This is a genomic window from Allobosea sp. (assembly GCF_017308015.1).
GTDB lineage: Bacteria > Pseudomonadota > Alphaproteobacteria > Rhizobiales > Beijerinckiaceae > Allobosea.
Genome location: NZ_JAFKFW010000010.1, coordinates 38,983 through 63,094, shown reverse-complemented (window position 1 = coordinate 63,094; position 24,112 = coordinate 38,983). Strand labels below are relative to the sequence as shown.

Below are 24,112 nucleotides of genomic sequence, written 5' to 3'. Positions count from 1 at the left end.
CGATGACGGCGCGGTGGCCGTTCAGTGAGCCATCGCCTTGACGATTTCGTCGGTGACCTTCTTGGCGTCGCCGAAGAGCATCATGGTATTGGGGCGGAAGAACAGCTCGTTCTCGACACCGGCATAGCCTGCCGCCATGCCGCGCTTGATGAAGAGCACGGTCTTGGCCTTCTCGACGTCGAGGATCGGCATGCCATAGATCGGCGAGGACTTGTCGGTCTTGGCGGCCGGGTTGGTGACGTCGTTGGCGCCGATGACGAAGGCGACGTCGGCCTGGCCGAATTCCGAGTTGATGTCCTCGAGCTCGAAGACCTCGTCATAGGGCACGTTAGCCTCGGCCAGCAGCACGTTCATATGGCCGGGCATGCGGCCCGCGACCGGATGGATGGCGTATTTGACCTCGACGCCTTCCTTCTTGAGCAGATCGGCCATCTCGCGCAGCGTGTGCTGCGCCTGTGCCACCGCCATGCCGTAGCCCGGCACGATGATGACCTTGCCGGCATTCTTCATGATGTAGGCGGCATCGTCCGGCGAACCCTGCTTGACCGGGCGCGCCTCGACCGCGCCCCCCGCGCCGGCTGCGGCGTCATCGCCGCCGAAGCCGCCGAGGATGACCGAGACGAAGCTCCGGTTCATCGCCTTGCACATGATGTAGGACAGGATCGCGCCCGACGACCCCACCAGCGCGCCGGTGATGATCAGCGCCATGTTGCCGAGCGTGAAGCCGATGCCGGCGGCAGCCCAGCCGGAATAGGAGTTCAGCATCGAGACGACGACGGGCATGTCGGCGCCGCCGATGGGGATGATCAGCAGGACGCCGAGCACCAGCGAGACAGCGACGATCAGCCAGAAGACGGTATGGCTCTCGCTCTTGATGAACACCGCGAGCAACACCACAAGCGCGATGCCGAGCCCGATATTGATGCCATGGCGCTGCGGCAGCATGATCGGCTTGCCGCTCATCCGCCCGTCGAGCTTGAGAAAGGCGATGATCGAGCCGGTGAAGGTGACCGCGCCGATGGCGACGCCGAGTGCCATCTCGAACAGGCTGGCGCCCTTGATGGAGCCGACGCGGCCGATGCTGAAGGCCTCGGGGGCATAGAGCGCGGCAGCCGCCACCAGCACCGCGGCGAGGCCGACCAGCGAGTGGAAGAAGGCGACGAGCTGCGGCATCTGCGTCATCTGCACGCGCTTGGCCATCACGGCGCCGATGCCACCGCCGATCACGATGCCGAGAAGCACGAGCAGCCAGCCCGAGAAGCCCGACGGCGGATAGAACACGACGGTCGTGACGATGGCGATCGCCATGCCGATCATGCCGTAACGGTTGCCCTGTCGCGAGGTCGTGGGATGCGACAGGCCGCGCAGGGCCATGATGAAGAGAACGCCGGAGACGATGTAGAGCAGGGCTGAGAGATTCGCGGCCATGGCGATCAGCCCTTCTTCTTGTACATCGCGAGCATCCGCTCGGTGACGAGGAAGCCCCCGAAAATATTCACCGAGGCGAGGATCAGTGCGAGGAAACCGAAGACCTTGGCCCAGATCGGCCCGTCACCGAGCGCGGGCAGCGCCTCGACACCGACCGCCAGCAGCGCACCGACGACGATGACGGAGGAGATCGCGTTGGTGACCGACATCAGCGGCGTGTGCAGCGCCGGTGTGACCGACCAGACGACGTAATAGCCGACAAAGACGGCGAGTACGAAGATGGCGAGGCGGTAGACCGTCGGGTCGACGCCGCCGGTCGCGATGCTGGCCGCGGCCGCGGCCTGGTCGGCATAGCGCTCGGCGAGTTCCGCCGCCTGTCTGGCCAGCGTCGCCGCGTTGCGGGCCTGTTCGAGAGCCTGCTCGGTGGAGGGAGTTGCCATGGTCGGAATTCCTTACGCTCAGGCCTTCGGCGCGAAATTCGGATGGATGACGGCACCGTCCTTCGTCAGGGCGGTCGCCTTGACCAGTTCGTCGTCCCAGTTCACCGCCAGCTTCTTCTCGGCCTTGTCGATCAGCGTCTCGACGAAGGCGAAGAGGTTCTTGGCGTAGAGCGAGGAAGAGGTCGCCGCGAGACGGCCGGGCACGTTGAGATGGCCGACGATCTTGACTCCGTTATCGGTCGTCACGACCTCGCCCGCCTTGGCGAGCTCGCAATTGCCGCCGCGCTCGACCGCGAGGTCGACGATCACGGAACCCGGCTTCATGCTCTCGACCATCGCCGCCGAGATCAGCTTCGGCGCCGGGCGGCCCGGGATCAGCGCGGTGGTGATGACGATGTCCTGCTTGGCGATATGGCTGGCGGTCAATTCCGCCTGCTTCGCCTGGTATTCCTTGGACATCTCCTTGGCGTAGCCGCCGGCGGTCTGCGCCTGCTTGAACTCCTCGTCCTCGACGGCGAGGAACTTGGCGCCGAGCGATTCGACCTGCTCCTTGGTGGCGGGGCGCACGTCGGTCGCGGTCACGATGGCGCCGAGACGGCGCGCGGTCGCGATCGCCTGCAGCCCGGCGACACCGACGCCCATGATGAAGATGCGCGCGGCCGGAACGGTTCCCGCCGCCGTCATCATCATCGGCAGCGCCCTGCCGTATTCGGCGGCGCCGTCGATCACGGCGCGATAGCCGGCGAGATTGGCCTGCGAGGACAGCACGTCCATCACCTGCGCGCGGGTGATGCGCGGCATGAACTCCATGGCGAAGGCGGCGACATTCGCCTTGGCCAGGGCCTCGACCTGCGGTTCGTTGCCGTAAGGGTCCATCGTCGCGACGACGAGCGCACCGGCCGGCAGGCCGGCGATCTCGCCCTCGGACGGACGGCGCACCTTCAACACGATGGCAGCGCCCTTGAGCGCCTCCTTGGCCGTCTTGGCGATCGTCGCCCCTGCCGCCTCGTACTCCGCATCGAGGATGCCGGAGGCTTTGCCCGCCCCCGCCTCGACCACGACCTCGGCACCGAGGCCCTTGAACTTGCGGACGGTCTCCGGCGTCGCTGCGACGCGGGTTTCCGCCCCTTGCGTTTCGGCTGGGACAGCAATGCGCATGGCGGGGGCAGGCCTTTCCGGCGTTATGGGGAGACGGTCAGAGCAGGAGCAGCGCGAGCAGCATCAGCACCAGCGAGACGAGGGGCGCGCGCCAGGAGATCGACGGGGCGGCAATGCCGACGCCGGTGCCGATCACCGCAAGCAGCGTGCCGATCAGCGCCGTGCCCCAGGCATGCTTGGTGCCGCCGACGGCGAGCGCCGCGACGATGGCGAGCGAGGCGACGGTCGCGACCTCGGCGAAATGCACGAAGCCGGTATAGGTCCGCTCATGCTCGGGATAGTCCATCGCGGGGGTGTCGGCGTGATGGGCGTGGTCGGCCATGGTCTCGATCCTGAAAAAGACACAGTCTCCCTAAGCCTGTAGCGCACCCGCGAAGCACGGGCAACGCCGTGCGCCCGGCAGGCCGCCCCATGTTTCGGATAACCCGGATGGGTGAAGACCCGGCGCAGGGGCCCGGTCATCTGCCCGGATCGGCCACGGCCTTTCCCAGCTTCACCTCGAGAGAATCATGATCGCTTTCATTCGCCTGTCCCTGTCGGCATTCGCGCTTATCGGCGCAGCCACTGTTGCAGACCGCGCCGCCGCGCAAACCGCCGATCGCAACGGCTGCTACACGCCCCCGCGTCAATGCGTCCGGGGTGAGGTTCTCTGGCTCGAGGGCGGCAGGCTGCTGACGGCGCGGATGACCAACAACTGCCCGGGGCGCATCTACATCAAGTTCTGCAATCTGCGCCGGAACGGCACGCAGGATTGCGGCGCCGACGGGCTGGCGCCCGGCCGGACCAAAGCCTGGAGCACATACAACGCCGTCCGGCCGGCGCGATCGGGCTACCGCTATACCGGCTCCCTCCGGGGCGGCAGCGACTGGGTCTGCGCCGGCAGGGTACCGGGCTGGAACAACGACCTGCGGCTTTGACCTGGCGTCCGACAGGGAGGGCTCGCCGATGACAGGCATCATTCGCATACTGGTGATGGCCTGCGGCCTAGCCGCCTGCGCGCTGCCGGCACAGGCGGAGGAAACGGTTTTCGGGATTCTTCTGGGCGATCCGAACCTGTCCCTGACGATGCCGGATCGGCGCCGGAACCGCGCGTTGATGTCCCATTGGACCCCGTCGATACGCGACCATGTCCGCTTCGTACGGGTCAGCGAGCCGCTGCCACCCCTGAAGTACTATATGGGACGCCGCGCCGTGAAAATGGGAAAGGTCTGCTATCTCATGGCCTTCTCGGATCCGTTCCCTGCCGAGCAGTCGGCGAAGCTACTGAAGCCAATCCTCCTGTCCGTGACCAATCATTTCGAGGAAATCCATGGACGTTACCGCAACAGAATCGAAGAGCCCGGTAGTGCGAGGCTGCGGCTGCGCGACTGGGATGCCATCGTCTCGCGGATCGAGGAGGAGGGCGCACGCTATCAGGTGATAGCGCAGTGGCCGACAGATCCTTCCAACGATGCGAAGTTGAACGACGGAATCAAATGGCTGGGTATCGGGATCTACGTCGATCCCGACCGCAGGCTCCGCGCGGGCGTGGAAGCGCTCGTCGGCGATCCCGACCGCTGCAACTACTGGGACGACGGCGAAAAGTGACCGGCTGAGGCAGGAAATATGACGCCGATCGTCCGCCTGCGGTACTGTCGGCCCGTCACGCTATGGAAAGTCCAGCTTTCGCCAGCGCCTCAGCCTGCCGCCTGGCGACATGCTCCACCGAAAACCCTTCGATCTCCACCTCGAACAGCCGGTGGAAGTTCAGTTCGGCGTCGAGATGGAGGAAGACGCCACCGAGCCCGATCGCGGCGCGGTCCATGAAGACGAACTCGCGCGGCACGGTCACCGGCCCGCGCGCCTTCAGCGCCTGATGCACCTGGAAAGCCTGCTTGCGGCCGTACTCGGCCGGGCTGACATCCTCGGCGATGCGCCTCACCCGGTCTTCCAGCAGCGGCCCGTAGATGAATCGCGCCCAGATGTTCAGGGTGTCGACGAGGTCCTTGGTCAGGTCCTTGAAGCCCCAGGTCTCATAGGCATGCACGACGCGTGCCGCGTCGCCGTCGCGCAGGCCTTTGTAGAGATCGACGACGCCGCCGACGAAGCTCTCCGGGAAGATGCGGATGCAGCCATAGTCGAGCAGGTTGATGCCCTGTGGCTCGCCGCCTTCCGAGAACACCGTGTAGTTCCCGAGATGCGGATCGCCATGGATGACGCCGTGATGGCTGAACGGGCGCCACCACGCCTTGAACATCGCGGTCGAGATCCGGTCGCGCACTGCCTGCCCGTCCTGCTTGTGCGAGAGGATCGGGCTGCCGTCGAGCCAATGCATCGTCAGGAGCCGCCGTGTCGACAGTGCCGGCTCCAGAGCCGGCACGCGCACCTCCGGCGTATCCGACAGGATCGCCTGATAGAGCGCCGCATGCTTCGCTTCGCGGCGATAGTCGAGCTCCTCGCGGACGCGGGCACCGATCTCCTTGGCGATCTCGGTGGTGTCGATCACCGCGCCCATGCGCCGATGCAGTGAGAACAGCACCTCGAGCTGCGCGATATCGGCTTCGACGGCCGATTCCATGTCGGGATATTGCAGCTTGCAGGCGAGCGCCGCGCCATCCAGCGCCGTGGCGCGATGGACCTGCCCCAATGAGGCCGCCGCCGCCGGCTTCAGGTCGAACTCGCCGAAGCGCTCGCGCCAGTTTGCGCCGAGCTCGACCATCATCCGGCGCTTGACGAAGGCCGCACCCATCGGCGGCGCCTGCGACTGCAGCTTCTGCAACTCGGCGGCGTATTCCGGCGGCACGACATCGGGAATGGTGGCGACGAGCTGCGCCACCTTCATGATCGGGCCCTTCAGCCCGCCCAGCGCCTTGGCCAGGGCCTCGGCATTGGTGGCGTCGCGCCCCTCGACGCCGAAGAGCCTTGCACCCGCGATCCGCGCCGCGACCCCACCGACATTGGCGCCGACGCGGGCATAGCGTGCCGCGCGGGCGGAGAATCGGTTGGCTTCGGCGTCGCGTTCGGACATGCGGATAGTGCTTTCGCTGTTCCTGCCCACCTCATGTAGGCGCGGACTACGCCATCGCCAATGCGACAAGCCGTGCTAGGCGCCCTGTCCCGCCAGCAGGCAGATATGCCGCGCGACCTCATAGGAGGTCTCGAAGGCCGACAGCGGCAGGAACTCGAAGCGCGAGTGGAAATTATGCGCGCCGGTGAAGAAATTCGGCGTCGGCAGCCCGCGCGCCGAGAGCGCCGCCCCGTCCGTACCGCCCCGCATCGGAATCCGCTTCGGCGCGATCTGCAGTTCGGACAGCGCCGCCATCAGCAGCTCGACCGAGCGCCGATCATCCCCCAGGCTGTCGGCGATGTTGCCGTAGACATCGCTCACGTCCGAAGTGACGCGCCCGGTCGGATAGCGCTTGGCGATCTCCGTCGCGACCTCGCCGATCCGGCGCTTGCGGGCTTCGAAGGACGCCCTGTCGAAATCGCGGATATTGGCCCGCAGCACCGCCTCGGCCGAGTTGGCGACGATCTCGACGAACCAGGTATAGCCCTCGCGGCCAGCCGTATTCTCCGGCGTCTGCGCCCGGTCAAAGGCGGCCATGTAATCCTGCGCCATCAGGATCGGGTTCACCAGCACGCCCTTCGCCGACATCGGATGGGCGGTTACGCCGGTGAAGACGATCTCGGCCATGGCGGCGTTGAAATTCTCCCAGACGACCTCGCCGATCTCGCAGCTATCGATCGTGTAGGCGAAATCGCAGGGGAACCGGGCGAGGTCGAGCGCCTTGGCACCGCGCAAGCCGATCTCCTCGTCCGGCACGAAAGCGACGAGGATGTCGCCATGCTCATCCTCGGGACGAAGCTCCGCCAGCAGCGTCATTACGATCGCGACCGCCGCCTTGTTGTCGGCGCCGAGGACGCTGGTGCCGTCGCTGAAGACGATCTCGCTGCCCTTGTAGGGGGCGATCTCGGGATGCTCGGCGACGCGCAGCCAGATGTCCTTCTCCGCATTGAGGCAGAGATCCTCGCCCTCGAAGCGCAGCACCTGCGGCTTGATCACCGGCGACAGGCCGACATCGACGGTATCGACATGAGCGATGAAGCCGATGCGCGGCGCACCGGGCTTCGTGCCGCGCTTCAGCGCCGTCACCGTGGCGTGGTCGTCGATGACGACGTTCTCCAGCCCGAGCGCGCGCAGCTCGCCGGCGAGCAGTTCCGCCAGAACCTGCTGGCCCGGCGTGCTCGGCAGGCTCGTCGCCTTCATGTCGCTCTGGCTCTCGATCGCGACATAGCGCAGGAACCGTTCGAGCAATTTATCGCGCAAGCTCACTATGCCTCTCCCTTGGCCTGTCGCGACAACCAGTCCCGCACCTCGGCCGCGCTCGCGGGTCTTCCGCCCGCAGCCTCGACCAGTCGGACGGTGTCCGCGATCAATTCACGATTCGTCTTCTCGCAGCCGAACGGCGCATCCTCCAGCCCGCCGCGGACATGGACGCCCCGCGCCACGGCCGGGCCGATGAGGTCGCGGAGATCGACGCCGAGCCCGGCGATCATCACCGGTGCCTCCGGCGCATCCTCGGCCAGCAGCCTAAGATGCGCCTCCAGCGCCCATTCGCGCGGCGGAAAGCCCCAGGCGAAAGCGTCGGAGAACATCAAACGGTAGATCGGCATCGGCATGCCCGGATAGGCCTTGGCCAAGGCCGCGCCGAGTCGGGTGAAGCCGGGCTCGTAGATCGCATAGCTCGGATGGACCTTGTGGCGCTGCGCCACCTCCATCCCCTCGCGGATATGCTCGCCGGGGTTCTGGTAGATGAAGCCGGCCTCGCCTTCGGGGATACCCGCGAAGGTCGTCCAGTTGCAGGAACCGGGATCGAGCACGCCCCATTCGGCCAGGCCGCGCTTCGCCAGCTCCTCGAGATGGGTGTAGCGACCGGAGCCGATCATGTCGTCGGCATAGCCCGAGCCGAGGATCGGGATCGTCGGATAGACGATGGCGTCGACCTTGGCCCGGATGCCTTCGATCGCCTGCGCATAAAGCTGCCAGTCGTCCCGCTGGCGGCCGGTGGCCATGTCGTAGACATGCAGATGCACGATGGCCGCGCCCGCCTCGACGGCAGCGATGCCGTCGGCAACGATATCGGGAATGCTGATCGGAATGCCCGGCTGGCGCTCCTTGCCCCAGGGGCCGTTGATGGCGGCCTCGACCCAGATCGGCTTGGTCACCGGCATTTCCTTCCGTCCCGCAATTTTGCGCAAACCGTAAGCTGTGTCGCTCGGGCTTGTCAGCCCACAGGTCGGCTGGGCAGGATCGGCGCAAACGCATGCGAAGATCGGAGCCGATCATGCTCGAACGCCGCGCAACCTATCGCGAGACGCTGGACGCCTTCGCCTGGCGCATTCCGGAGCGCTTCAACATCGGCACCGCCTGCTCGGATGCCCATGCCGACGGCACCGGCAAACCGGCCCTGATCTTCGAGGAGGACGGCGGAAAACTCGCAACGCTCTCCTTCGACGAGCTGTCCCGCGCCTCGAACCGCTTCGCCAATCTGCTCAGCGCTCACGGCATCGGGCCGGGCGAACGCGTCGGCATCCTCCTGCCGCAATCGCCGCAGACCGCGATCGCCCATCTCGGCGCCTACAAGCTCGGCGCCATCGCGCTGCCGCTCTTCATCCTGTTCGGGCCGGAGGCCCTGGAGCACCGCCTCGGCCATAGCGGCGCCAGCGTGCTCGTCACCGACGCCGAAAATATCGGCAAGGTCGAGGCGATCCGCGACGCCCTGCCGAACCTGCGCAAGATCTTCGTCGTCGGCGGCGCCGGCCATCTCGATTTCGAGGCGGAGATGGCGAAAGCCTCCGATCGCTTCACGCCCGCCGATACGCGCGCCGACGATCCCGCCGTGATCATCTACACCTCCGGCACGACAGGTAAGCCGAAAGGTGCGCTGCATGCCCATCGCGTCCTGCTCGGCCATCTGCCGGGCGTTCAGATGCCGCAGGAATTCTTCCCGCAGGCGCATGACCTGTTCTGGACCCCGGCGGACTGGGCCTGGATCGGCGGGCTGCTCGACGTGCTCCTGCCCAGCCTCTATTGCGGCGTGCCGGTCCTGGCGACCCGCGCCCGCAAGTTCGATCCCGAGGCCGCCTTCGCGCTGATGGCGCGCCACAAGGTGCGCAATGCCTTCCTGCCGCCGACCGCGCTGAAGCTGATGCGGCAGGTCAAAAATCCCCAGCGCTTCGGCTACGCCATGCGCTCGATCGGTACGGGCGGCGAAACGCTCGGCGCCGACATGCTCGACTGGAGCCGCGAGACCTTCGGTTTCCCGGTCAACGAGTTCTACGGCCAGACCGAAGCGAACCTGCTCGTCTCCAACTGTGCAAGCCTCTATCCCGTGAAGCCCGGCTCGATGGGCCGTGTGGTGCCCGGTCACCGTGTCGCGGTGATCTCACCGGAAGGGCGCGAACTGCCTGATGGCGAGCAGGGGCTGATCGCGGTGGCGCGCCCCGATCCGGTGATGATGCTGGAATACTGGAACCAGCCCGAGGCGACGGCCGCGAAGTTCATCGGCGACTGGCTCGTCACCGGCGATAGCGGTGCACGCGACGATGACGGCTATTTCTGGTTCCAGGGCCGCGACGACGACATCATCTCGTCCGGCTCCTATCGCATCGGCCCCGGCGATATCGAGGATTGCATCATCCGTCATCCCGCCGTGCTGATGGTCGCGGTGGTCGGCGTGCCCGATCCCGTCCGCACCGAGATCGTGAAGGCCTTCGTGCTGCCGAAGCCCGATGTGGTACCGACGGCGGAACTGGCCACCGAGATCCAGGCCTTCGTGCGCGACCGGCTGGCGGCCTATCAATATCCGCGCGAGGTCGAGTTCGTGACGGAGCTGCCGTTGACCGCGACCGGCAAGATCATGCGCAAGGACCTGCGCAATCGGGAAATCGCAAAGCAGCAAGGTGGTTGACGCTTCACGGCGTCAGCGCGCCTCCAGCACCAGTTCGAAGGTCATCAGAACGGGATTGTCGCCGCGCTTCAACCGCCCGCTAGCCAGCGCACCGCTATAGTCGACCAGCGCGACATCGATCGCCGCTTCGAAGCCGCCATCACCGCGGGCGATCCGCCCTTCCGTGATCGCAACCTCCGTCGCGAAATTCTCGATCACGCTGCCATCCGTGAACCGCGCGCCGATGGTCGATCCGACGCCGCCATGGATCGCCGCCTCGCGAATCCCGCGTTCGGCGCAGAACGCTTCCAGCGCTCCGCAGAAATCGACATTCGGCTTCACGCGCAGTGCGAAGAAGCGCCCTACCCCGGCGCTACCGGGCGCAGCCGCCACCGGCCCGAACAGCTTGAAATGCGTCTCGCTATCCGGCTCGGCAGTGAAAACCGCCCCGTCGAGCCCGATCGCCTGCAGCGTGATCGACTCGGCCGCGGTCGTCTCGTCGGGCAGGATATGCCCGCCGCTGCGCTTGCCATCGCCCTCCATCCAGAGCGCATGGGCATGGAAGAACGGCGCCCCGTCGCGCTGGCCGAAGGTCATCGCGCCGACTTCGATCCGCGCCCCGCCGTCAGGCCGATACGTATCGCTGTAGAAGGCCGCATGTTCCGGTGTCTTCGACAGGGCCGGCATCACATACGCGAAAGGCGCAAGCTTCAGCCCGTCGAGCTTCACCACGCCCGAGGCGAACCCCTCGGCCGCGAAGCCGCTCCTCACCGCCTCCAGGAGCGGCACGCCGGCCGGCAGCGTCAGCGAAAACGCGCGCCCACCGCATTCCACCCACTGGATGCGCTCGGGCGTGCCCGTGCCGGGCTGCTCGATCCGCCTCACGACGACTTCCCCTTCAGGAAATCGAGCTCGCCGCGCTTCTCCAGCTCGTCCTTGACGAGACGCTTCGGCACCTTGCCATAGCCCGATTTCGGCAGGGCCTCCCAGAACAGGAAGCGCTTCGGCATCTTGTAGCGGGCGATCCTCGGCCCGAGGAAATCGGCGATCTCGGCTTCCGTCGCGTTCTGGCCCGGCCGGTTGACGCAAACGGCGATGCCGATCTCGCCCCAGACCGGATCGGGCACCCCGAGCACCGCAACCTCCGCGATCGCCGGATGGGTCAGGATCTTCTCCTCGATCTCGCGCGGATAGATGTTCGAGCCACCGGAAATGTACATGTCCGAAGCGCGGCCGGTGATGTAGACGAAGCCCTGTTCGTCCATATGGCCGAGATCGCCGGTGCGGAACCAGCCGTTTCGGAAGGATTTCGCATTGGCTTCCGGGTTGTCGTAATAGCCCGCGAAGACGGCCGGCCCGATCACGCAGATCTCGCCCTGCACGCCCGGCTCGACCTCTTTCCCGTCCTCGCCCTGAATCTGGACCTGCATACCCGTGCGCTCGAAGCCGCAGGTGCCGATACGGGCGTTGGGCCCGTCCTCGGCCTCGTGCAGGGCGGGCGGCAGCACCGTGATGTTGCCGGTGACCTCGCCCAGCCCGAAATACTGCACGATGACCTTGCCGAGTTTTTTCAGCGCCGCCTTCTGGTCCTCGCGATACATCGGCGCGCCCGCATAGATGATGTAGCGCAGGCTGGAGTGATCGTGCTGGTCGGCGGCGGGGTGCTCGACCAGCATCTTCAGGATCGTCGGCACGGTGAAGATGTTGCTGACGCGGTGCTTCGCGATCAGTCGGTAGGCCTCGTCGATGTCGAAACGCTCGGTCGGCAGCAGGATCGAGGTCGCCCCGCGCGCCGAGATCATGAGCTGATGCACGCCCGCGCCATGCGAGAGCGGCGCCACGACCAGCGAGGCATCCTTCTCGGTCGAGCCGGGCACGAGGTCGCACAGATGGTTGGTGATGACGAAGCCCATCTGGCCATGGGTCAGCACGGCCGCCTTGGAACGCCCGGTCGTGCCGGAGGTGAAGAAGAACCAGCAGGGATCGTCATGCTCGACCGCCGCGTTCTCGACCCTCTCGCCGCGATGGCTCGCAATCACGGCACCGACCTCGTCCGCGCCGAACGTCCCCTCGCCGATCCGCCAGATGAATTCCGGCGCCGGGCTCGCAGCCGCGACGGCCGCCGCGTGCTCGGGGAAATCGCCATGGCAGAGGAAGGCCTTGGCGCCAGAGGCGGTCGCGAGATAAGCAACCTCGTCCGGCAGCAGACGGAAATTCGTCGGCACCCAGACGGCGCCGAGCCGGAAGGTCGCGAACATCGACACGAACATCGCGTCGCAGTTCTTGGAATGGACGAGCACGCGATCGCCCTTGCCGATGCCGCGAGCGCGCAATCCCGCCGCGAGCGCCGAAACCTGTGCGTCGATCTCGGCCCAGTCCAGCACCGTCTCACCCCAGATGAAGGCGGGCTGCGCGGGCAGGCGCCGCGCGTTCTGCGTCGCGATATGGGCGAGGTTCATCACGCGCCGCGTCATCGGCACGACGCCCCCGGTCGGAGCGCCGGTTGTTGAGTTCATCGTGCGGCTCTCCCTGTCTCGATGGGTCGCAAGGCAGTCGAGATGGTCGGCCGCGAGCCCCGCTTGGATACGAACATCTGCTTGAGAAGCGCTTCCAGCCGCTCGGCCTCGCGCGCCAGCAGGAGCGACAGCTCCGCCTGCCGGGGCGGCAGCATCCGGCTATCGATCGCGGCGATCGAGAGGGCGCCAGCGATACGCCCGTCAGGGTAGCGGAAGGCCCGGCCGACACCCCACGAACTGGCGACGAGCCGTCCGGGATTGAGCGAGCCCCCCCGCGCGCGCGTCGCTGCGATATCGGCGCGCAGAGCCTCCGGCGCGAAGCCGGGATAGCGTGCCATCAACACGGCTTCATTGGCCGCGATGACCCGGTCCACATCGTCGTCCGGCAGCGCCGCCAGCATCGCGAGCGAGCCGGCACCGACACCGAGCGGATGCTGGTCGCCGGCCTGCAGAGCATGGGTGCGCACCGGATAGGTCCCCTCCTCCCGATGCAGACAGATCGCGTAATTCTCCCGCCGAACGGTCAGGAAGCTCGTGTCCTGCGTCTCGGCCGAAAGCCGCCTCAGGCCGTCCATCGCGATCTCGAGCAGGCCATGGCGCCGCGCCGCCAGCACGCCGAGCACGAAAGCCTGCTCGCCGAGGCAATAGCGCCGCGTCTGCGGTTCCTGCTCGACCAGTCCCGCCCGCATCAATGCCAGCAGCAAGCGCCGGGCCGTCGGTTTGTTGAGGCCGCTGCCGGAGACGATCTCGCCAAGCGGCAGGCCGTCGGCCGGCTCCCGCCCGATCAGCGAAAGCAGTCCCAGAGCGCGATCGACGCTCTGGGAGCCGGACAAGCCGGCTTGCGGCACGGAATTCTGCGGCAAACGCTCCTCCAATTGATCCATAGTATGGACCTTATTCTTATCTTCCAACCGTAGATGGGCGCTTTGCGGATTGCAATGCCGCTTCCCTCGTGTAATCTGCCGTCCGTCCCACTGCCCGGCTATTCACAGTGTGGACCACAATCGACGCCGACGGCATCACAAGATCGGCGCGGAGGGAGGAACGGAACGATGGCCACCGAGGCATTCTGCGTAGCGGGCGGATTGCGCCCGGCGATTGGCGCCTGAGGCCGCCGCATGGTCGATGTCGTCGATACGCTGACCTTGCCGGAAAACCTGAGCGAGAACGAGGACGCCCGCCCGGGCTCGGCGATCATGCGCCCGGTCGAGTTCGTCGCCGCCGCGCTCGTCGCCTTCATCGTCTGCGTGCTGCTGCTCGGCGTGACCTCGCGCTACGTCTTCTCGCTGCCCTTTGTCTGGGTCGACGAGGTCGCCTCGATCTCCTTCATCTGGCTCGCCATGCTCGGCTCGGCCATCGCCATCGACCGCAACGAGCATCTGCGGCTGACGCTCTTCGTCAACATGATGCCGGAGCGGCTGCGCGGCTTCGTCGAGACCTTCGCGCTGCTGGCCGCTGCGGCGTTCCTCGCCGCCATGGTCTATCCGGCGATCGATTATGCGATCGAGGAAAGCTACGTCACCTCGGCGGCGCTCAACATCCCCAATAGCTGGCGCGTCTCGGCCATCGCCACCGGCGTCATCCTGATGCTGCTGCTGGCGCTGCGCTACGCGGTGAAGACCGCCCGCCCGCGCGATCTCGTACTGACTGCCCTGCTGGTCGCGGGGCTCGGCCTGCTGTTCTGGCTGGGCACGCCGACCTTCAAGAAGCTCGGCTATCTCAACATCCTCATCTTCCTGATCGGCGTCGTCGCGCTCTGCCTCGTCGCTGGCGTGCCGATCGCCTTCTGCTTCGGGTTAGGCACGCTCTGCTTCCTGACGTTCTCGACCAGCGTCCCCACGGTCGTGATGATCGGGCGCATGGACGAGGGCATGTCGAGCATCATCCTGCTCTCGGTGCCGATCTTCGTCCTGCTCGGCTGCATTCTCGACGCCACCGGCATGGGCAAGGCGATCGTCGATTTCCTCGCCTCCATGCTCGGCCATGTCCGTGCCGGCATGTCCTATGTGCTGCTCGGCTCGCTCTTCCTGGTGTCGGGCATCTCGGGCTCGAAGGTTTCGGACATGGCCACGGTCGCGCCGGCCCTGTTCCCCGAGATGAAGCGGCGCGGCTACAAGCCCAAGGACCTCATCGCACTGCTTTCGACCGGCGCGGCGATGGCCGACACCGTACCGCCCTCGATCGTGCTGATCGTGCTCGGCTCCGTCGCCGGCGTCTCGATCGCGGGGCTGTTCAATGCCGGCTTCGTCATCGCCGGCGTGCTGCTGGTCGCGCTCGCGGGCCTCGCCCGCTGGAAGGCGATGGCCGAGGACATGAAAGGCGTACGCCGGGCGCCCTTCTCCGTCATCGGCAAGGCGGCGCTGATCGCAGCTCCCGCGCTCGTCCTGCCCTTCATCATCCGCGCGGCCGTCGGCGGCGGCGTCGCCACCGCGACCGAGGTCTCGACCATCGCGGTGCTCTACGCGCTGATCATCGGCATCTTGCTCTATGGCGGCATCCGCCTCGGCAAGTTCTACCAGATGCTGGTCGAGACAGCGGCGCTTTCCGGCGCGATCCTGATGATCCTCGGCACCGCGCTCGCCATGGCCTGGGCACTGACCCAGACCGGTTTCGCCCGAGACCTCGCCAGCTTCATGGCGAACCTCCCGGGCGGCTGGCTGACCTTCATGGCGGTGACAATCGTCGTCTTCATGATCCTCGGCTGCATCCTCGAGGGCCTGCCGGCGATCGTGCTGATGGCACCATTGATGTTCCCGATCGCCAAGAATCTCGGCATCAACGACGTGCATTATTCGATGGTCGTGGTCACCGCGATGAATATCGGCCTGATGACGCCACCGATCGGCATCGGCTTCTACATTGCCTGCAAGATCGGCAACGTCTCGCCGGACGAGGCGATGGGCGCGATCTGGCCCTATCTCGTCGCCCTGCTGGTCGGTCTCGTCGTCATCGCCCTCGTACCCGGGCTCTCGACCTGGGTGCTGTGAAGCTCACAACAAGAAACCAGACAATCCCAGAGGAGAAACGCCCATGACCATCTCGCGCCGCACGCTGCTCCGGGCGACAGCCGCCGCCTCCGCCATCGGCACCTTCCATATCGGCCGCGCCAATGCCCAGGCCGCCGAGTTCACTTACAAATACGCCAACAACCTGCCGGTCGCGCACCCGATGAACGCGCGCGCCAACGAGGCGGTGGCCAAGATCAAGGAAGAGACCAAGGGCCGCGTCGACATCCAGATCTTCCCGAACAACCAGCTCGGCTCCGATACCGACATGCTGAGCCAGGTCCGCTCGGGCGGTGTCGAGTTCTTCACGCTTTCGCCGCTGATCCTGTCGACGCTGGTCGCCAACGCCTCGCTGTCCGGCATCGGCTTCGCGTTCCCGAACTACGATGCCGTCTGGAAGGCGATGGACGGCGAGCTCGGCGCCTATGTCCGCGGCCAGATCAACAAGGCCAATCTCGTCGTCATGGACAAGATCTGGGACAACGGCTTCCGCCAGATCACCTCGTCCAAGGGCCCGGTCAACTCACCGGATGACCTGAAGGGCTTCAAGATCCGCGTGCCGGTCTCGCCCCTCTGGACCTCGATGTTCACCGCCTTCCAGTCGGCCCCCGCCTCGATCAACTTCGCCGAGGTCTACACCGCGCTCCAGACCAAGATCGTCGACGGTCAGGAGAACCCGCTCGCCATCATCGCGACGGCCAAGCTCTTCGAGGTGCAGAAATATCTCTCGCTGACCAATCACATGTGGGACGGCTTCTGGTTCCTGGCCAACCGCCGCGCCTGGGAGAAGCTGCCCGAAGACCTGCGCGCCATCGTCGCCAGGAACATCGACGCCGCCGCGCTGCTCGAGCGCGCGGACGTCGCCAAGCTCAATGCCGGCCTGCAGGGCGAACTGCAATCGAAGGGCATGGTCGTCAACGAGACCAAGGCCGACGCTTTCCGCGACGCGCTGCGCAAGGCCGGCTTCTACGCCGAATGGAAGAAGAAGTATGGCGACGAAGCCTGGGGCATCCTGGAGAAGGCCGTCGGCAGCTCGCTGAGCTGATCTACTCGGACACCGGACGCGACTATAAAAGCGCGGGATCCCCTCTCCTTACAGGAGAGGGGATCCCGCGAATGTCTATCCCTATCGCGAAGAAAGAACTCCGCATGGCCGATCGGCTGAAGGGCAAGATCGCCATCGTCTTCGGCGCCGGCTCCTCCGGCCCCGGCTGGGGCAATGGCAAGGCCGCGGCCGTCGCCTACGCCCGTGAGGGCGCCGGCGTCGCTTGCATCGACCTCAACCGCGACGCCGCCGAGGAAACCGCTGCGATCATCGCCGGCGAAGGCGGCAAGGCGCTGGCGCTCGCCGCCAACGTCACCGATCTCGCCTCGGTCGAGGCCTGCGTCGCCGCGGTGGCGAAGCATTTCGGCCGCATCGACATCCTCCACAACAATGTCGGCGTCACCCATATGGGCGGCCCGGTCGAATTGTCGGAGGAGCAGTTCGAGGCCTCGCTCCAGCTCAATCTCGGCTCGGTCTATCGCTGCGCCAAGGCCGTGATTCCCGAAATGCTGAAGGGTGGCGGCGGCGCCATCGTCAACATCTCCTCGCTCGCCGCCATCCGCTGGACCGGCTATCCGTACTTTGCCTATTACGCGACGAAGGCGGCGGTGAACCAGGCGACGATCGCGCTCGCGATGCAGTACGCAAAGCAGGGCATCCGGGCGAACTGCATCATGCCCGGCCTGATCGACACGCCGCTGATCTACAAGCAGATCTCCTCGCAATATACCTCGGTCGCGGAGATGGTCGCCGCCCGCGACGCGCAGGTGCCGATGGGCAAGATGGGCACCGCCTGGGACATCGCCAACGCCTCCGTGTTTCTCGCCTCCGACGAGGCGAAGTTCATCACGGGGGTCTGCCTGCCGGTCGATGGCGGTCAGAGCTGCACCGCCGGCCTGCCGGGCTGAGCCGACGTCGAGCGTTCATTCCTCCTCTGGAACGCTTGCTCCATTTCGGCTTCGCTGCCAGAACTGTCGACAACAGGGACGGCAACGGGAACCCAGGATGAGCGAAACCGCCGTTGCGGAGCTGCCGCGCGATTTCGACGAATTGCGCGCATCGATCCTCGCCCAGCGTGAGAGCCTGCCCAAGCGGATCGCCCAGATCGCGGCCTATGCCCTCGACAACCCGGACGAGATCGCCTTCGGCACCGCCGCCAGCATCGCGGTCTCCGCCGGCGTCCAGCCCTCCACATTGATCCGCTTCGCCCAGCATCTCGGCTTTGACGGCTTCACCAGCCTGCAAGGCGTCTTCCGTGCGCGGCTGCGCGAGCGCAACTCCAGCTATGAGGAGCGCCTCAACACGCTGCGCGTCGGCAACGGCGCGGCAGCCGGCAATCACCGCATCCTCGACGGCTTCCTGACCGCCTCGCGCAAATCGCTCGACGTGATGAGCCGCACCATCGACGAAGCGACGCTCGACCGCGCGATCGACGTGCTCGCCCGCGCCGAGACGATCTATATCCTCGCCCGGCGCCGCTCCTATCCGGTCGCAAGCTACCTTGCCTATGCGCTCGGCAAACTCGAAGTGCGCAACCAGATGATCGAATCCGCCGCCGGGCTCGATCCGGAGATGATCTCCTTCGCCACGCCGAAGGATGCGGTGATCGTTATCAGCTTCTCGCCCTACGCGCCCGCCACCATCGAGGATGCGCGCGGCCTCTCCGAACGCGGCGTGCCGCTCGTCGCCATCACCGACAGCGCCTTCTCGCCTCTCGCGAGCTTCGCGAAGCTCTGGTTCGAGGTCGCCGAGGCGGATTTCGGCGGATTCCGCACGCTGGCCTCGACCATGGCCCTATCGATGGCGCTCGCGGTCGGAATCGGCGAAGCGCGCCGGACCGGACGCGGCAAGGGCAGGCGTGGCGGAGCCATCTAAAATTTCAGGAACAGACATTCCGCATTGACGAAATACTGGAATTATTATTTCATTCCGGCATCTGGAGCCGTCCGGCTTCGATGACCATCGCTGCCGGGAGGAAGACATGGCGGGACCGCTCGGCGGATCGGCGCAGGCGCTCGACGTCATCACCATAGGCCGCGCCTCGGTCGATCTCTATGGCCAGCAGATCGGATCGCGGCTGGAGGATGTCACCTCCTTCGCCAAATCGGTCGGCGGCTGCCCGGCCAATATCGCCATCGGCACGGCGCGGCTCGGCCTGCGCTCGGCCCTGCTCACCCGCGTCGGCAACGAGCAGTTCGGCCGTTTCCTGCGCGAGCAGCTTGCGCGCGAGGGCGTGAATCTCGACGGCCTCAAGACCGATCCGGAACGCCTCACAGCACTCGCCATTCTTTCGGTCGAGAGCGACAAATCCTTCCCGCTGCTGTTCTACCGCGAGAACTGCGCCGACATGGCGCTGGAGGAGAGCGACATTGATCCCGCCTTCATCGCGAAGGCTCGCGCAGTCGTCGTCACCGGCACGCATTTCGCGCGTCCCGGCCCGGAGGCCGCCCAGCGCAAGGCGATGAAGCTGATGCGCGGCAATGGCGGCAAGGTCGTGCTCGACATCGACTATCGCCCGAATCTCTGGGGCCTTGCCGGACATGACGCCGGCGACAACCGCTATATCGCCTCGCAGGCCGTCTCCGAGCGGATGAAGACGGTCCTGCCCGGCTGCGACCTCATCATCGGCACCGAGGAAGAGGTGCTGATCGCCTCCGGCGAGAGCGAACTCCTGCCCGCACTGAAGACGATCCGTTCGCTCACGCCGGCGACCATCGTGCTGAAGCGCGGCCCGATGGGCTGCATCGTCTATGAGGGCGCGATCCCCGACGACCTCGAGGATGGCATCGTCGGCAAGGGTTTCCCGATCGAGGTCTACAACGTGCTCGGCGCCGGCGACGCCTTCATGTCCGGCTTCCTGCGCGGCTGGCTCGGTGGCGAAAGCCTCGCCACGGCCGCGACCTGGGCCAATGCCTGCGGCGCCTTCGCCGTCTCGCGCCTGCTCTGCTCGCCGGAAAGCCCGACCTTCGAGGAATTGCAGTACTTCCTCAGGAACGGCAGCCCGCACCGCGCCCTGCGCAAGGACGCCGACATCAACCACATCCACTGGGCGACGACGCGCCGCCGCGACATTCCCTCGCTGATGGCGCTCGCCTGCGACCATCGCTCGCAGCTCGAAGACCTCGCCGCGAAACTCGGCGCCGACCCCGCCCGCATCCGCGACTTCAAGGTGCTGGCGGTCAAGGCTGCCGGCCGCGTCGCCGATGGTCGCCCGGGTTATGGCATGCTGCTCGACGAGAAGCATGGTCGCGAGGCGATGTTCGAATTCGCCCGCCACCCCTTCGCCTGGCTCGGCCGCCCGGTCGAACTGCCGGGCTCGCGCCCGCTGCGTTTCGAGACCAGCCAGGATATCGGCTCGCTCCTGCCGGAATGGCCGGTCGATCATTGCATCAAGGCGCTCTGCTTCTACCACCCCGACGACCCGGCGGAATTGAAGCGCGAGCAGCAGGAGAAGCTGCGCGGTCTGTTCGAGGCTGCGCGCAAGGTCGGCCGCGAATTGCTGATCGAGATCATCGCCAGCAAGAATGGCCCGCTCGGCCCCGACACGATTTCGCGTGCGCTCGAAGAGATCTACGCGCTCGGCATCAAGCCCGACTGGTGGAAGCTGGAGCCGCAATCCTCGTCAGCCGCCTGGGCCGCGATCGAGAAGACCATCGCCAGGCATGATCCCTGGTGCCGCGGCGTGCTGCTGCTCGGTCTCGATGCCCCCGCCGAGGAGCTGGAGGCCGGCTTCGCTGCGACAGCCAGCACGCCGATCGTCAAGGGCTTCGCCGTTGGCCGCACCATCTTCATGAACGCGGCCGAGGGCTGGCTTGCCGGCAAGCTCGACGACGAAGCCGCGATTGCCGACATGGCGGGGCGTTTCGAAGCGCTGACCGGACTCTGGCTTGCCACGCGCGGCCGGAAGGCAGCATAGTTTTCCGGCCTGGAGACCATCATGACCCGCACGATCCGCCTCACCATGGCGCAGGCGCTGACGCGCTTCCTTAGCCGCCAGATGACCGAGATCGACGGAGAGCGCCTGCCGATTTTCGGCGGCGTCTGGGCGATCTTCGGCCATGGCAATGTCGCAGGGCTCGGCGAGGCGCTCTGGCACGAGCGCGAGCGCCTGCCGACCTTCCGCGCCCATAACGAGCAGGCGATGGCCCATGCCGCCATCGCCTATGCCAAGGCCAATATGCGCCGCCGCTTCATGGCCGCGACGACCTCGATCGGCCCTGGCGCTACCAATCTCGTCACCGCCGCGGCGCTCGCCCATGTCAACCGCCTGCCGGTGCTGCTGCTGCCGGGCGACGTCTTCGCCAACCGCATCCCTGACCCGGTCCTCCAGCAGGTCGAGGCTTTCGGCGACGGCACCGTCTCGGCCAATGACTGCTTTAAGCCTGTCTCGCGCTATTTCGACCGCATCACCCGGCCCGAGCAGATCATCCCGGCGCTGACCCGCGCCATGCAGGTGCTGACCGATCCGGCCGAATGCGGCCCGGTTACGCTCGCGCTCTGCCAGGACGTGCAGGCCGAGGCCTATGACTATCCCGAGAGCTTCTTTGCAGAGCGCCTCTGGATACCGCGCCGCCCTCGTGCCGATCGCGACGAGCTGAAGGCCGCGACCGAAGCATTGAAGGCTGCAAAGAAGCCGCTGATCGTCGCCGGCGGTGGCGTGCTCTATTCCGGCGCCAGCAACGAACTCGCCCGCTTCTCGGCCGCGACCGGCATCCCCGTCTGCGAGACGCAAGGCGGCAAATCCGCCCTGCCCGATGACGATGCCCTCAACATGGCCGCCGTCGGCGTCACCGGCACGGGAGCCGCCAACCGCCTCGCGGCAGAGGCGGACCTCGTTCTCGCGGTGGGCACGCGCCTGCAGGATTTCACCACCGGCTCCTGGGCTCTGTTCGGCGCCTCCGAGAAGACGATCATCGGCCTCAACGTCCAGGCCTTCGACGCCGGCAAGCATCGGGCCCTGCCCCTCGTCGCCGACGCCCGCGAGGGCCTGACCGAACTAGCCGAAGCCATCGACGGCTGGAAGGCGCCGGAAAGCTGGACCAGCAATGCCAAAGCCGGCAAGGCCGACTGGCAGAAGGAGGCAGGAAAGGCCACCGCCGCCAGCAACGCGGTCTTGCCTTCGGACGCGCAGGTCATCGGCGCAGTCCAGCGCACGCTCGGCTCCGACATCGTCCTGCTCCACGCCGCGGGCGGACTGCCCGGCGAGTTGCACAAGCTCTGGCAGGCCGGCGCGCCCGGCTCCTACCATGCCGAATACGGCTTCTCCTGCATGGGCTACGAGATCGCCGGGGGGCTCGGCGCCAAGATGGCCCGGCCCGACAAGGAGGTCGTCGTCATGGTCGGCGACGGCTCCTATCTGATGCTCAATTCCGAGATCGCGACCTCGGTGATGCTCGGCCTGAAGCTCACCATCGTCCTGCTCGACAATCGCGGCTTCGGCTGCATCAACCGCCTCCAGAACGCCACCGGCGGCCAGAGCTTCAACAACCTGCTCAAGGACAGCCGGCACGAAACGCTGCCGGAGATCGACTTCGTCCAGCATGCCGCCAGCATGGGCGCGATCGCCGTAAAGGCAGCCTCGATTTCGGAACTGGAAACAGCGCTGGCTGAGGCGAAGGCCAACACCCGCACCACCGTCATCGTCATCGACACCGACCCGCTGATCTCGACCGGCGCAGGCGGCGCCTGGTGGGATGTCGCGGTGCCCGAGGTCAGCGAGCGCGTTGAGGTTCGCACGGCGCGCGCGAATTACGACGAACGACGCAAGCGTCAGACCATCGGCAACTAAGCCGTTCCCATAGGCGAGAAAGACCCGACACATGATCCGCATCGGCGCGAACCCCATCGGCTGGTCGAATGACGACATGCTGGAGATCGGCGGCGACATCCCGCTCGAAACCTGCCTGGCCGAAGCCCGCACCGCCGGCTTCACCGGCATGGAGCTCGGCAACAAGTTCCCGCGCGAGGCCGGCACGCTGAAGCCGATCCTCGACGCGCACGGCCACGCGCTGGTCTCGGGCTGGTACTCGACCGAACTGCTCGTCCGCGACGTCGCAGCCGAGATGATCGCCGTGAAGGCCCATGCGACGCTGCTCCGCGACATGGGCTGCTCGGTCCTGATCGCGGCCGAGACCTCGAACGCGATCCATTCCGACATCACCAGACCGCTCTCGGCCCGCCCGGTCCTGCCGAAGAACCGCTGGGACGATTTCGGCGCGCGCTACACCAATTTCGCCGAAGCCCTGAAGGCCGAATACGGGCTCCAGCTCGTCTATCATCATCATATGGGCACGGTGGTGCAGACCGAGGCCGAGATCGACCGGTTCATGGGCGTCACCAGCCCGGCGGTCGGCCTGTTGCTCGATACCGGCCATGCCACCTGGGGCGGCGGCGACCCGGCCCGCATCGCCCGCCACTGGAAGGCGCGCATCCACCATGTCCATTGCAAGGACATCCGCGAGGCCGTGATGTGGCGCTCGAACCGCGAGGACTGGTCCTTCCTCGAATCCGTGCTCGCCGGCGTCTACACCGTGCCGGGCGACGGCCTGATCGACTATGTCCGCGTGCTGCGCGAGCTGCAGGGCTATTCCGGCTGGATCGTCGTCGAGGCCGAGCAGGACCCGAAGAAGGCGGAGCCCGCGACCTATGCGAAGCTCGGCCACGCCAATCTCCGCCGCTTCGTCGAGGAAGCCGGTCTGGCTTGAATACAGCCGTCATTCTCGGGCGTAGCGTAGCCCGGACCCGAGCATGACGAGCGCAACGGATAGGAAACCGTCGATGTCCCATCTCAAGGTCCGCCCCGCCGGCACGCAGGGCCGCGTCACCCATGTCACGCCGGAAAGCGCCGGCTGGACCCATGTCGGCTTCGACCTCCATCGCCTGAAGCCAGGCGAGACCGTCTCGGCGCAGACCGGGACCCGCGAAACCTGCCTCGTCTTCGTCACCGGCAAGGGCAAGGTGACGGCCGGCGGCGAGGCGCTCGGCGAACTTGGCCAGCGTATGAGCCCCTTCGAGGGCAAGCCCTGGTCGGTCTATCTCCCGGAAGGATCGGACTGGTCGGTCACCGCCACCACCGATCTCGAACTCGCGGTCTGCACGGCGCCCGGCCTCAAGGGTGGCCTGCCCGTCCGCGTCATCAGCCCGAACGATCTCGGCCAGGAAATCCGCGGCAAGGGCTCCAACACCCGCCACGTCACCAATATCCTGCCCGAGAACGAGCCGGCCGATTCACTGCTCGTCGTCGAGGTCATCACGCCCGCCGGCAATACGTCGAGCTATCCTCCGCACAAGCACGACCGGGACGACCTGCCGCGCGAATCCCATCTCGAAGAGACCTATTACCACCGCCTCAACCCGCCACAGGGCTTCGGCTTCCAGCGCGTCTATACTGACGACCGTAGCCTGGACGAGGCGATGGCGATCGAGGATGGCGATGTCGTGTTGGTGCCGAAGGGTTATCACCCCTGCGCCACCTGCCACGGCTACGATCTCTATTATCTCAACGTCATGGCTGGCCCGAAGCGGACGTGGAAATTCCACAACGCCGCGGAGCATGAATGGCTGTTGAAGGCCTGAGGAAACCGGCTAGCCG

General features: G+C 66.4%; 21 protein-coding genes. 11 read left to right on the top strand and 10 right to left on the bottom strand.

Going from position 1 to position 24,112, the window contains the following annotated elements:
• Nucleotides 1-21: 21 nt before the first annotated feature.
• Genes J0I42_RS10670 through J0I42_RS10655 form a run of 4 tightly spaced genes read right to left on the bottom strand, consistent with a single transcriptional unit; the run spans nt 22 to nt 3,348 of the window.
• The gene (locus J0I42_RS10670) at nt 22-1,428 is read right to left on the bottom strand and encodes an NAD(P)(+) transhydrogenase (Re/Si-specific) subunit beta (RefSeq protein WP_291654807.1); all 1,407 of its coding nucleotides are present in this window, start codon (nt 1,426-1,428) and stop codon (nt 22-24) included.
• 5 nt (nt 1,429-1,433) lie between these two features.
• Nucleotides 1,434-1,868 (bottom strand): NAD(P) transhydrogenase subunit alpha part 2, encoded by a 435-nt coding sequence (locus tag J0I42_RS10665; RefSeq protein ID WP_291654806.1) that lies wholly within the window; start codon nt 1,866-1,868, stop codon nt 1,434-1,436.
• Nucleotides 1,869-1,886: 18 nt separating this feature from the next.
• Complete coding sequence (locus J0I42_RS10660; RefSeq protein WP_291654805.1) at nt 1,887-3,026, bottom strand: Re/Si-specific NAD(P)(+) transhydrogenase subunit alpha; 1,140 nt, start codon at nt 3,024-3,026, stop codon at nt 1,887-1,889.
• A gap of 37 nt (nt 3,027-3,063) precedes the next feature.
• On the bottom strand, nt 3,064-3,348 hold the full coding sequence (locus J0I42_RS10655; protein ID WP_291654804.1) for an aa3-type cytochrome c oxidase subunit IV: 285 nt from the start codon (nt 3,346-3,348) through the stop codon (nt 3,064-3,066).
• A gap of 187 nt (nt 3,349-3,535) precedes the next feature.
• Here J0I42_RS10655 and J0I42_RS10650 point away from each other — a divergent pair, with 187 nt between their 5' ends.
• Complete coding sequence (locus J0I42_RS10650; RefSeq protein ID WP_291654803.1) at nt 3,536-3,943, top strand: hypothetical protein; 408 nt, start codon at nt 3,536-3,538, stop codon at nt 3,941-3,943.
• A 28-nt stretch (nt 3,944-3,971) separates the two neighbouring features.
• Nucleotides 3,972-4,613: a hypothetical protein gene (locus J0I42_RS10645; RefSeq protein ID WP_291654802.1), complete on the top strand. Its 642-nt coding sequence runs from the start codon at nt 3,972-3,974 to the stop codon at nt 4,611-4,613.
• A gap of 55 nt (nt 4,614-4,668) precedes the next feature.
• On the opposite strand, the gene J0I42_RS10640 is transcribed toward J0I42_RS10645, so the two are convergent.
• From J0I42_RS10640 to J0I42_RS10630, 3 genes are all read right to left on the bottom strand, one after another.
• On the bottom strand, nt 4,669-6,033 hold the full coding sequence (locus J0I42_RS10640; RefSeq protein WP_291654801.1) for an ABC1 kinase family protein: 1,365 nt from the start codon (nt 6,031-6,033) through the stop codon (nt 4,669-4,671).
• A 75-nt stretch (nt 6,034-6,108) separates the two neighbouring features.
• Entirely contained in the window at nt 6,109-7,338 is a 1,230-nt protein-coding gene (gene pepT, locus J0I42_RS10635) for a peptidase T (protein ID WP_291654800.1), read from the bottom strand.
• Entirely contained in the window at nt 7,338-8,231 is an 894-nt protein-coding gene (locus J0I42_RS10630) for a beta-keto acid cleavage family enzyme (protein WP_291654799.1), read from the bottom strand. The genes pepT and J0I42_RS10630 overlap by 1 nt, the downstream gene beginning before the upstream one ends.
• Nucleotides 8,232-8,350: 119 nt before the next feature.
• Here J0I42_RS10630 and J0I42_RS10625 point away from each other — a divergent pair, with 119 nt between their 5' ends.
• Complete coding sequence (locus J0I42_RS10625; protein WP_291654798.1) at nt 8,351-9,976, top strand: acyl-CoA synthetase; 1,626 nt, start codon at nt 8,351-8,353, stop codon at nt 9,974-9,976.
• A gap of 12 nt (nt 9,977-9,988) precedes the next feature.
• On the opposite strand, the gene J0I42_RS10620 is transcribed toward J0I42_RS10625, so the two are convergent.
• The 3 genes from J0I42_RS10620 to J0I42_RS10610 are packed head-to-tail and all read right to left on the bottom strand — an operon-like array spanning nt 9,989 to nt 13,334.
• Nucleotides 9,989-10,840: a PCC domain-containing protein gene (locus tag J0I42_RS10620; RefSeq protein ID WP_291654797.1), complete on the bottom strand. Its 852-nt coding sequence runs from the start codon at nt 10,838-10,840 to the stop codon at nt 9,989-9,991.
• Entirely contained in the window at nt 10,837-12,471 is a 1,635-nt protein-coding gene (locus J0I42_RS10615; RefSeq protein WP_291654796.1) for an acyl-CoA synthetase, read from the bottom strand. The genes J0I42_RS10620 and J0I42_RS10615 overlap by 4 nt, the downstream gene beginning before the upstream one ends.
• Nucleotides 12,468-13,334, bottom strand: coding sequence for an IclR family transcriptional regulator (locus J0I42_RS10610; protein WP_291654795.1), 867 nt, complete (start codon nt 13,332-13,334; stop codon nt 12,468-12,470). The genes J0I42_RS10615 and J0I42_RS10610 overlap by 4 nt, the downstream gene beginning before the upstream one ends.
• Nucleotides 13,335-13,589: 255 nt before the next feature.
• On the opposite strand from J0I42_RS10610, the gene J0I42_RS10605 reads away from it, so the two are divergent.
• The 8 genes from J0I42_RS10605 (at nt 13,590) to iolB (ending at nt 24,096) form a co-directional block, all read left to right on the top strand.
• Complete coding sequence (locus tag J0I42_RS10605; RefSeq protein WP_291654794.1) at nt 13,590-15,458, top strand: TRAP transporter large permease; 1,869 nt, start codon at nt 13,590-13,592, stop codon at nt 15,456-15,458.
• Between the two features lie 43 nt (nt 15,459-15,501).
• Nucleotides 15,502-16,521 (top strand): TRAP transporter substrate-binding protein, encoded by a 1,020-nt coding sequence (locus tag J0I42_RS10600; protein WP_291654793.1) that lies wholly within the window; start codon nt 15,502-15,504, stop codon nt 16,519-16,521.
• A 104-nt stretch (nt 16,522-16,625) separates the two neighbouring features.
• Complete coding sequence (locus J0I42_RS10595; protein WP_291654792.1) at nt 16,626-17,429, top strand: SDR family NAD(P)-dependent oxidoreductase; 804 nt, start codon at nt 16,626-16,628, stop codon at nt 17,427-17,429.
• A 97-nt stretch (nt 17,430-17,526) separates the two neighbouring features.
• A complete protein-coding gene (locus J0I42_RS10590; protein ID WP_291654791.1) occupies nt 17,527-18,396 on the top strand; it encodes a MurR/RpiR family transcriptional regulator in 870 nt (289 codons plus the stop codon).
• A 106-nt stretch (nt 18,397-18,502) separates the two neighbouring features.
• The gene (locus J0I42_RS10585; RefSeq protein ID WP_291654790.1) at nt 18,503-20,437 is read left to right on the top strand and encodes a bifunctional 5-dehydro-2-deoxygluconokinase/5-dehydro-2-deoxyphosphogluconate aldolase; all 1,935 of its coding nucleotides are present in this window, start codon (nt 18,503-18,505) and stop codon (nt 20,435-20,437) included.
• Nucleotides 20,438-20,458: 21 nt separating this feature from the next.
• Nucleotides 20,459-22,309: a 3D-(3,5/4)-trihydroxycyclohexane-1,2-dione acylhydrolase (decyclizing) gene (gene iolD / locus J0I42_RS10580; protein WP_291654789.1), complete on the top strand. Its 1,851-nt coding sequence runs from the start codon at nt 20,459-20,461 to the stop codon at nt 22,307-22,309.
• Nucleotides 22,310-22,340: 31 nt separating this feature from the next.
• Nucleotides 22,341-23,225 (top strand): myo-inosose-2 dehydratase, encoded by an 885-nt coding sequence (gene iolE, locus J0I42_RS10575; RefSeq protein ID WP_291654788.1) that lies wholly within the window; start codon nt 22,341-22,343, stop codon nt 23,223-23,225.
• Nucleotides 23,226-23,298: 73 nt separating this feature from the next.
• On the top strand, nt 23,299-24,096 hold the full coding sequence (gene iolB / locus J0I42_RS10570; protein WP_291654787.1) for a 5-deoxy-glucuronate isomerase: 798 nt from the start codon (nt 23,299-23,301) through the stop codon (nt 24,094-24,096).
• The last annotated feature ends 16 nt before the right edge of the window (nt 24,097-24,112 follow it).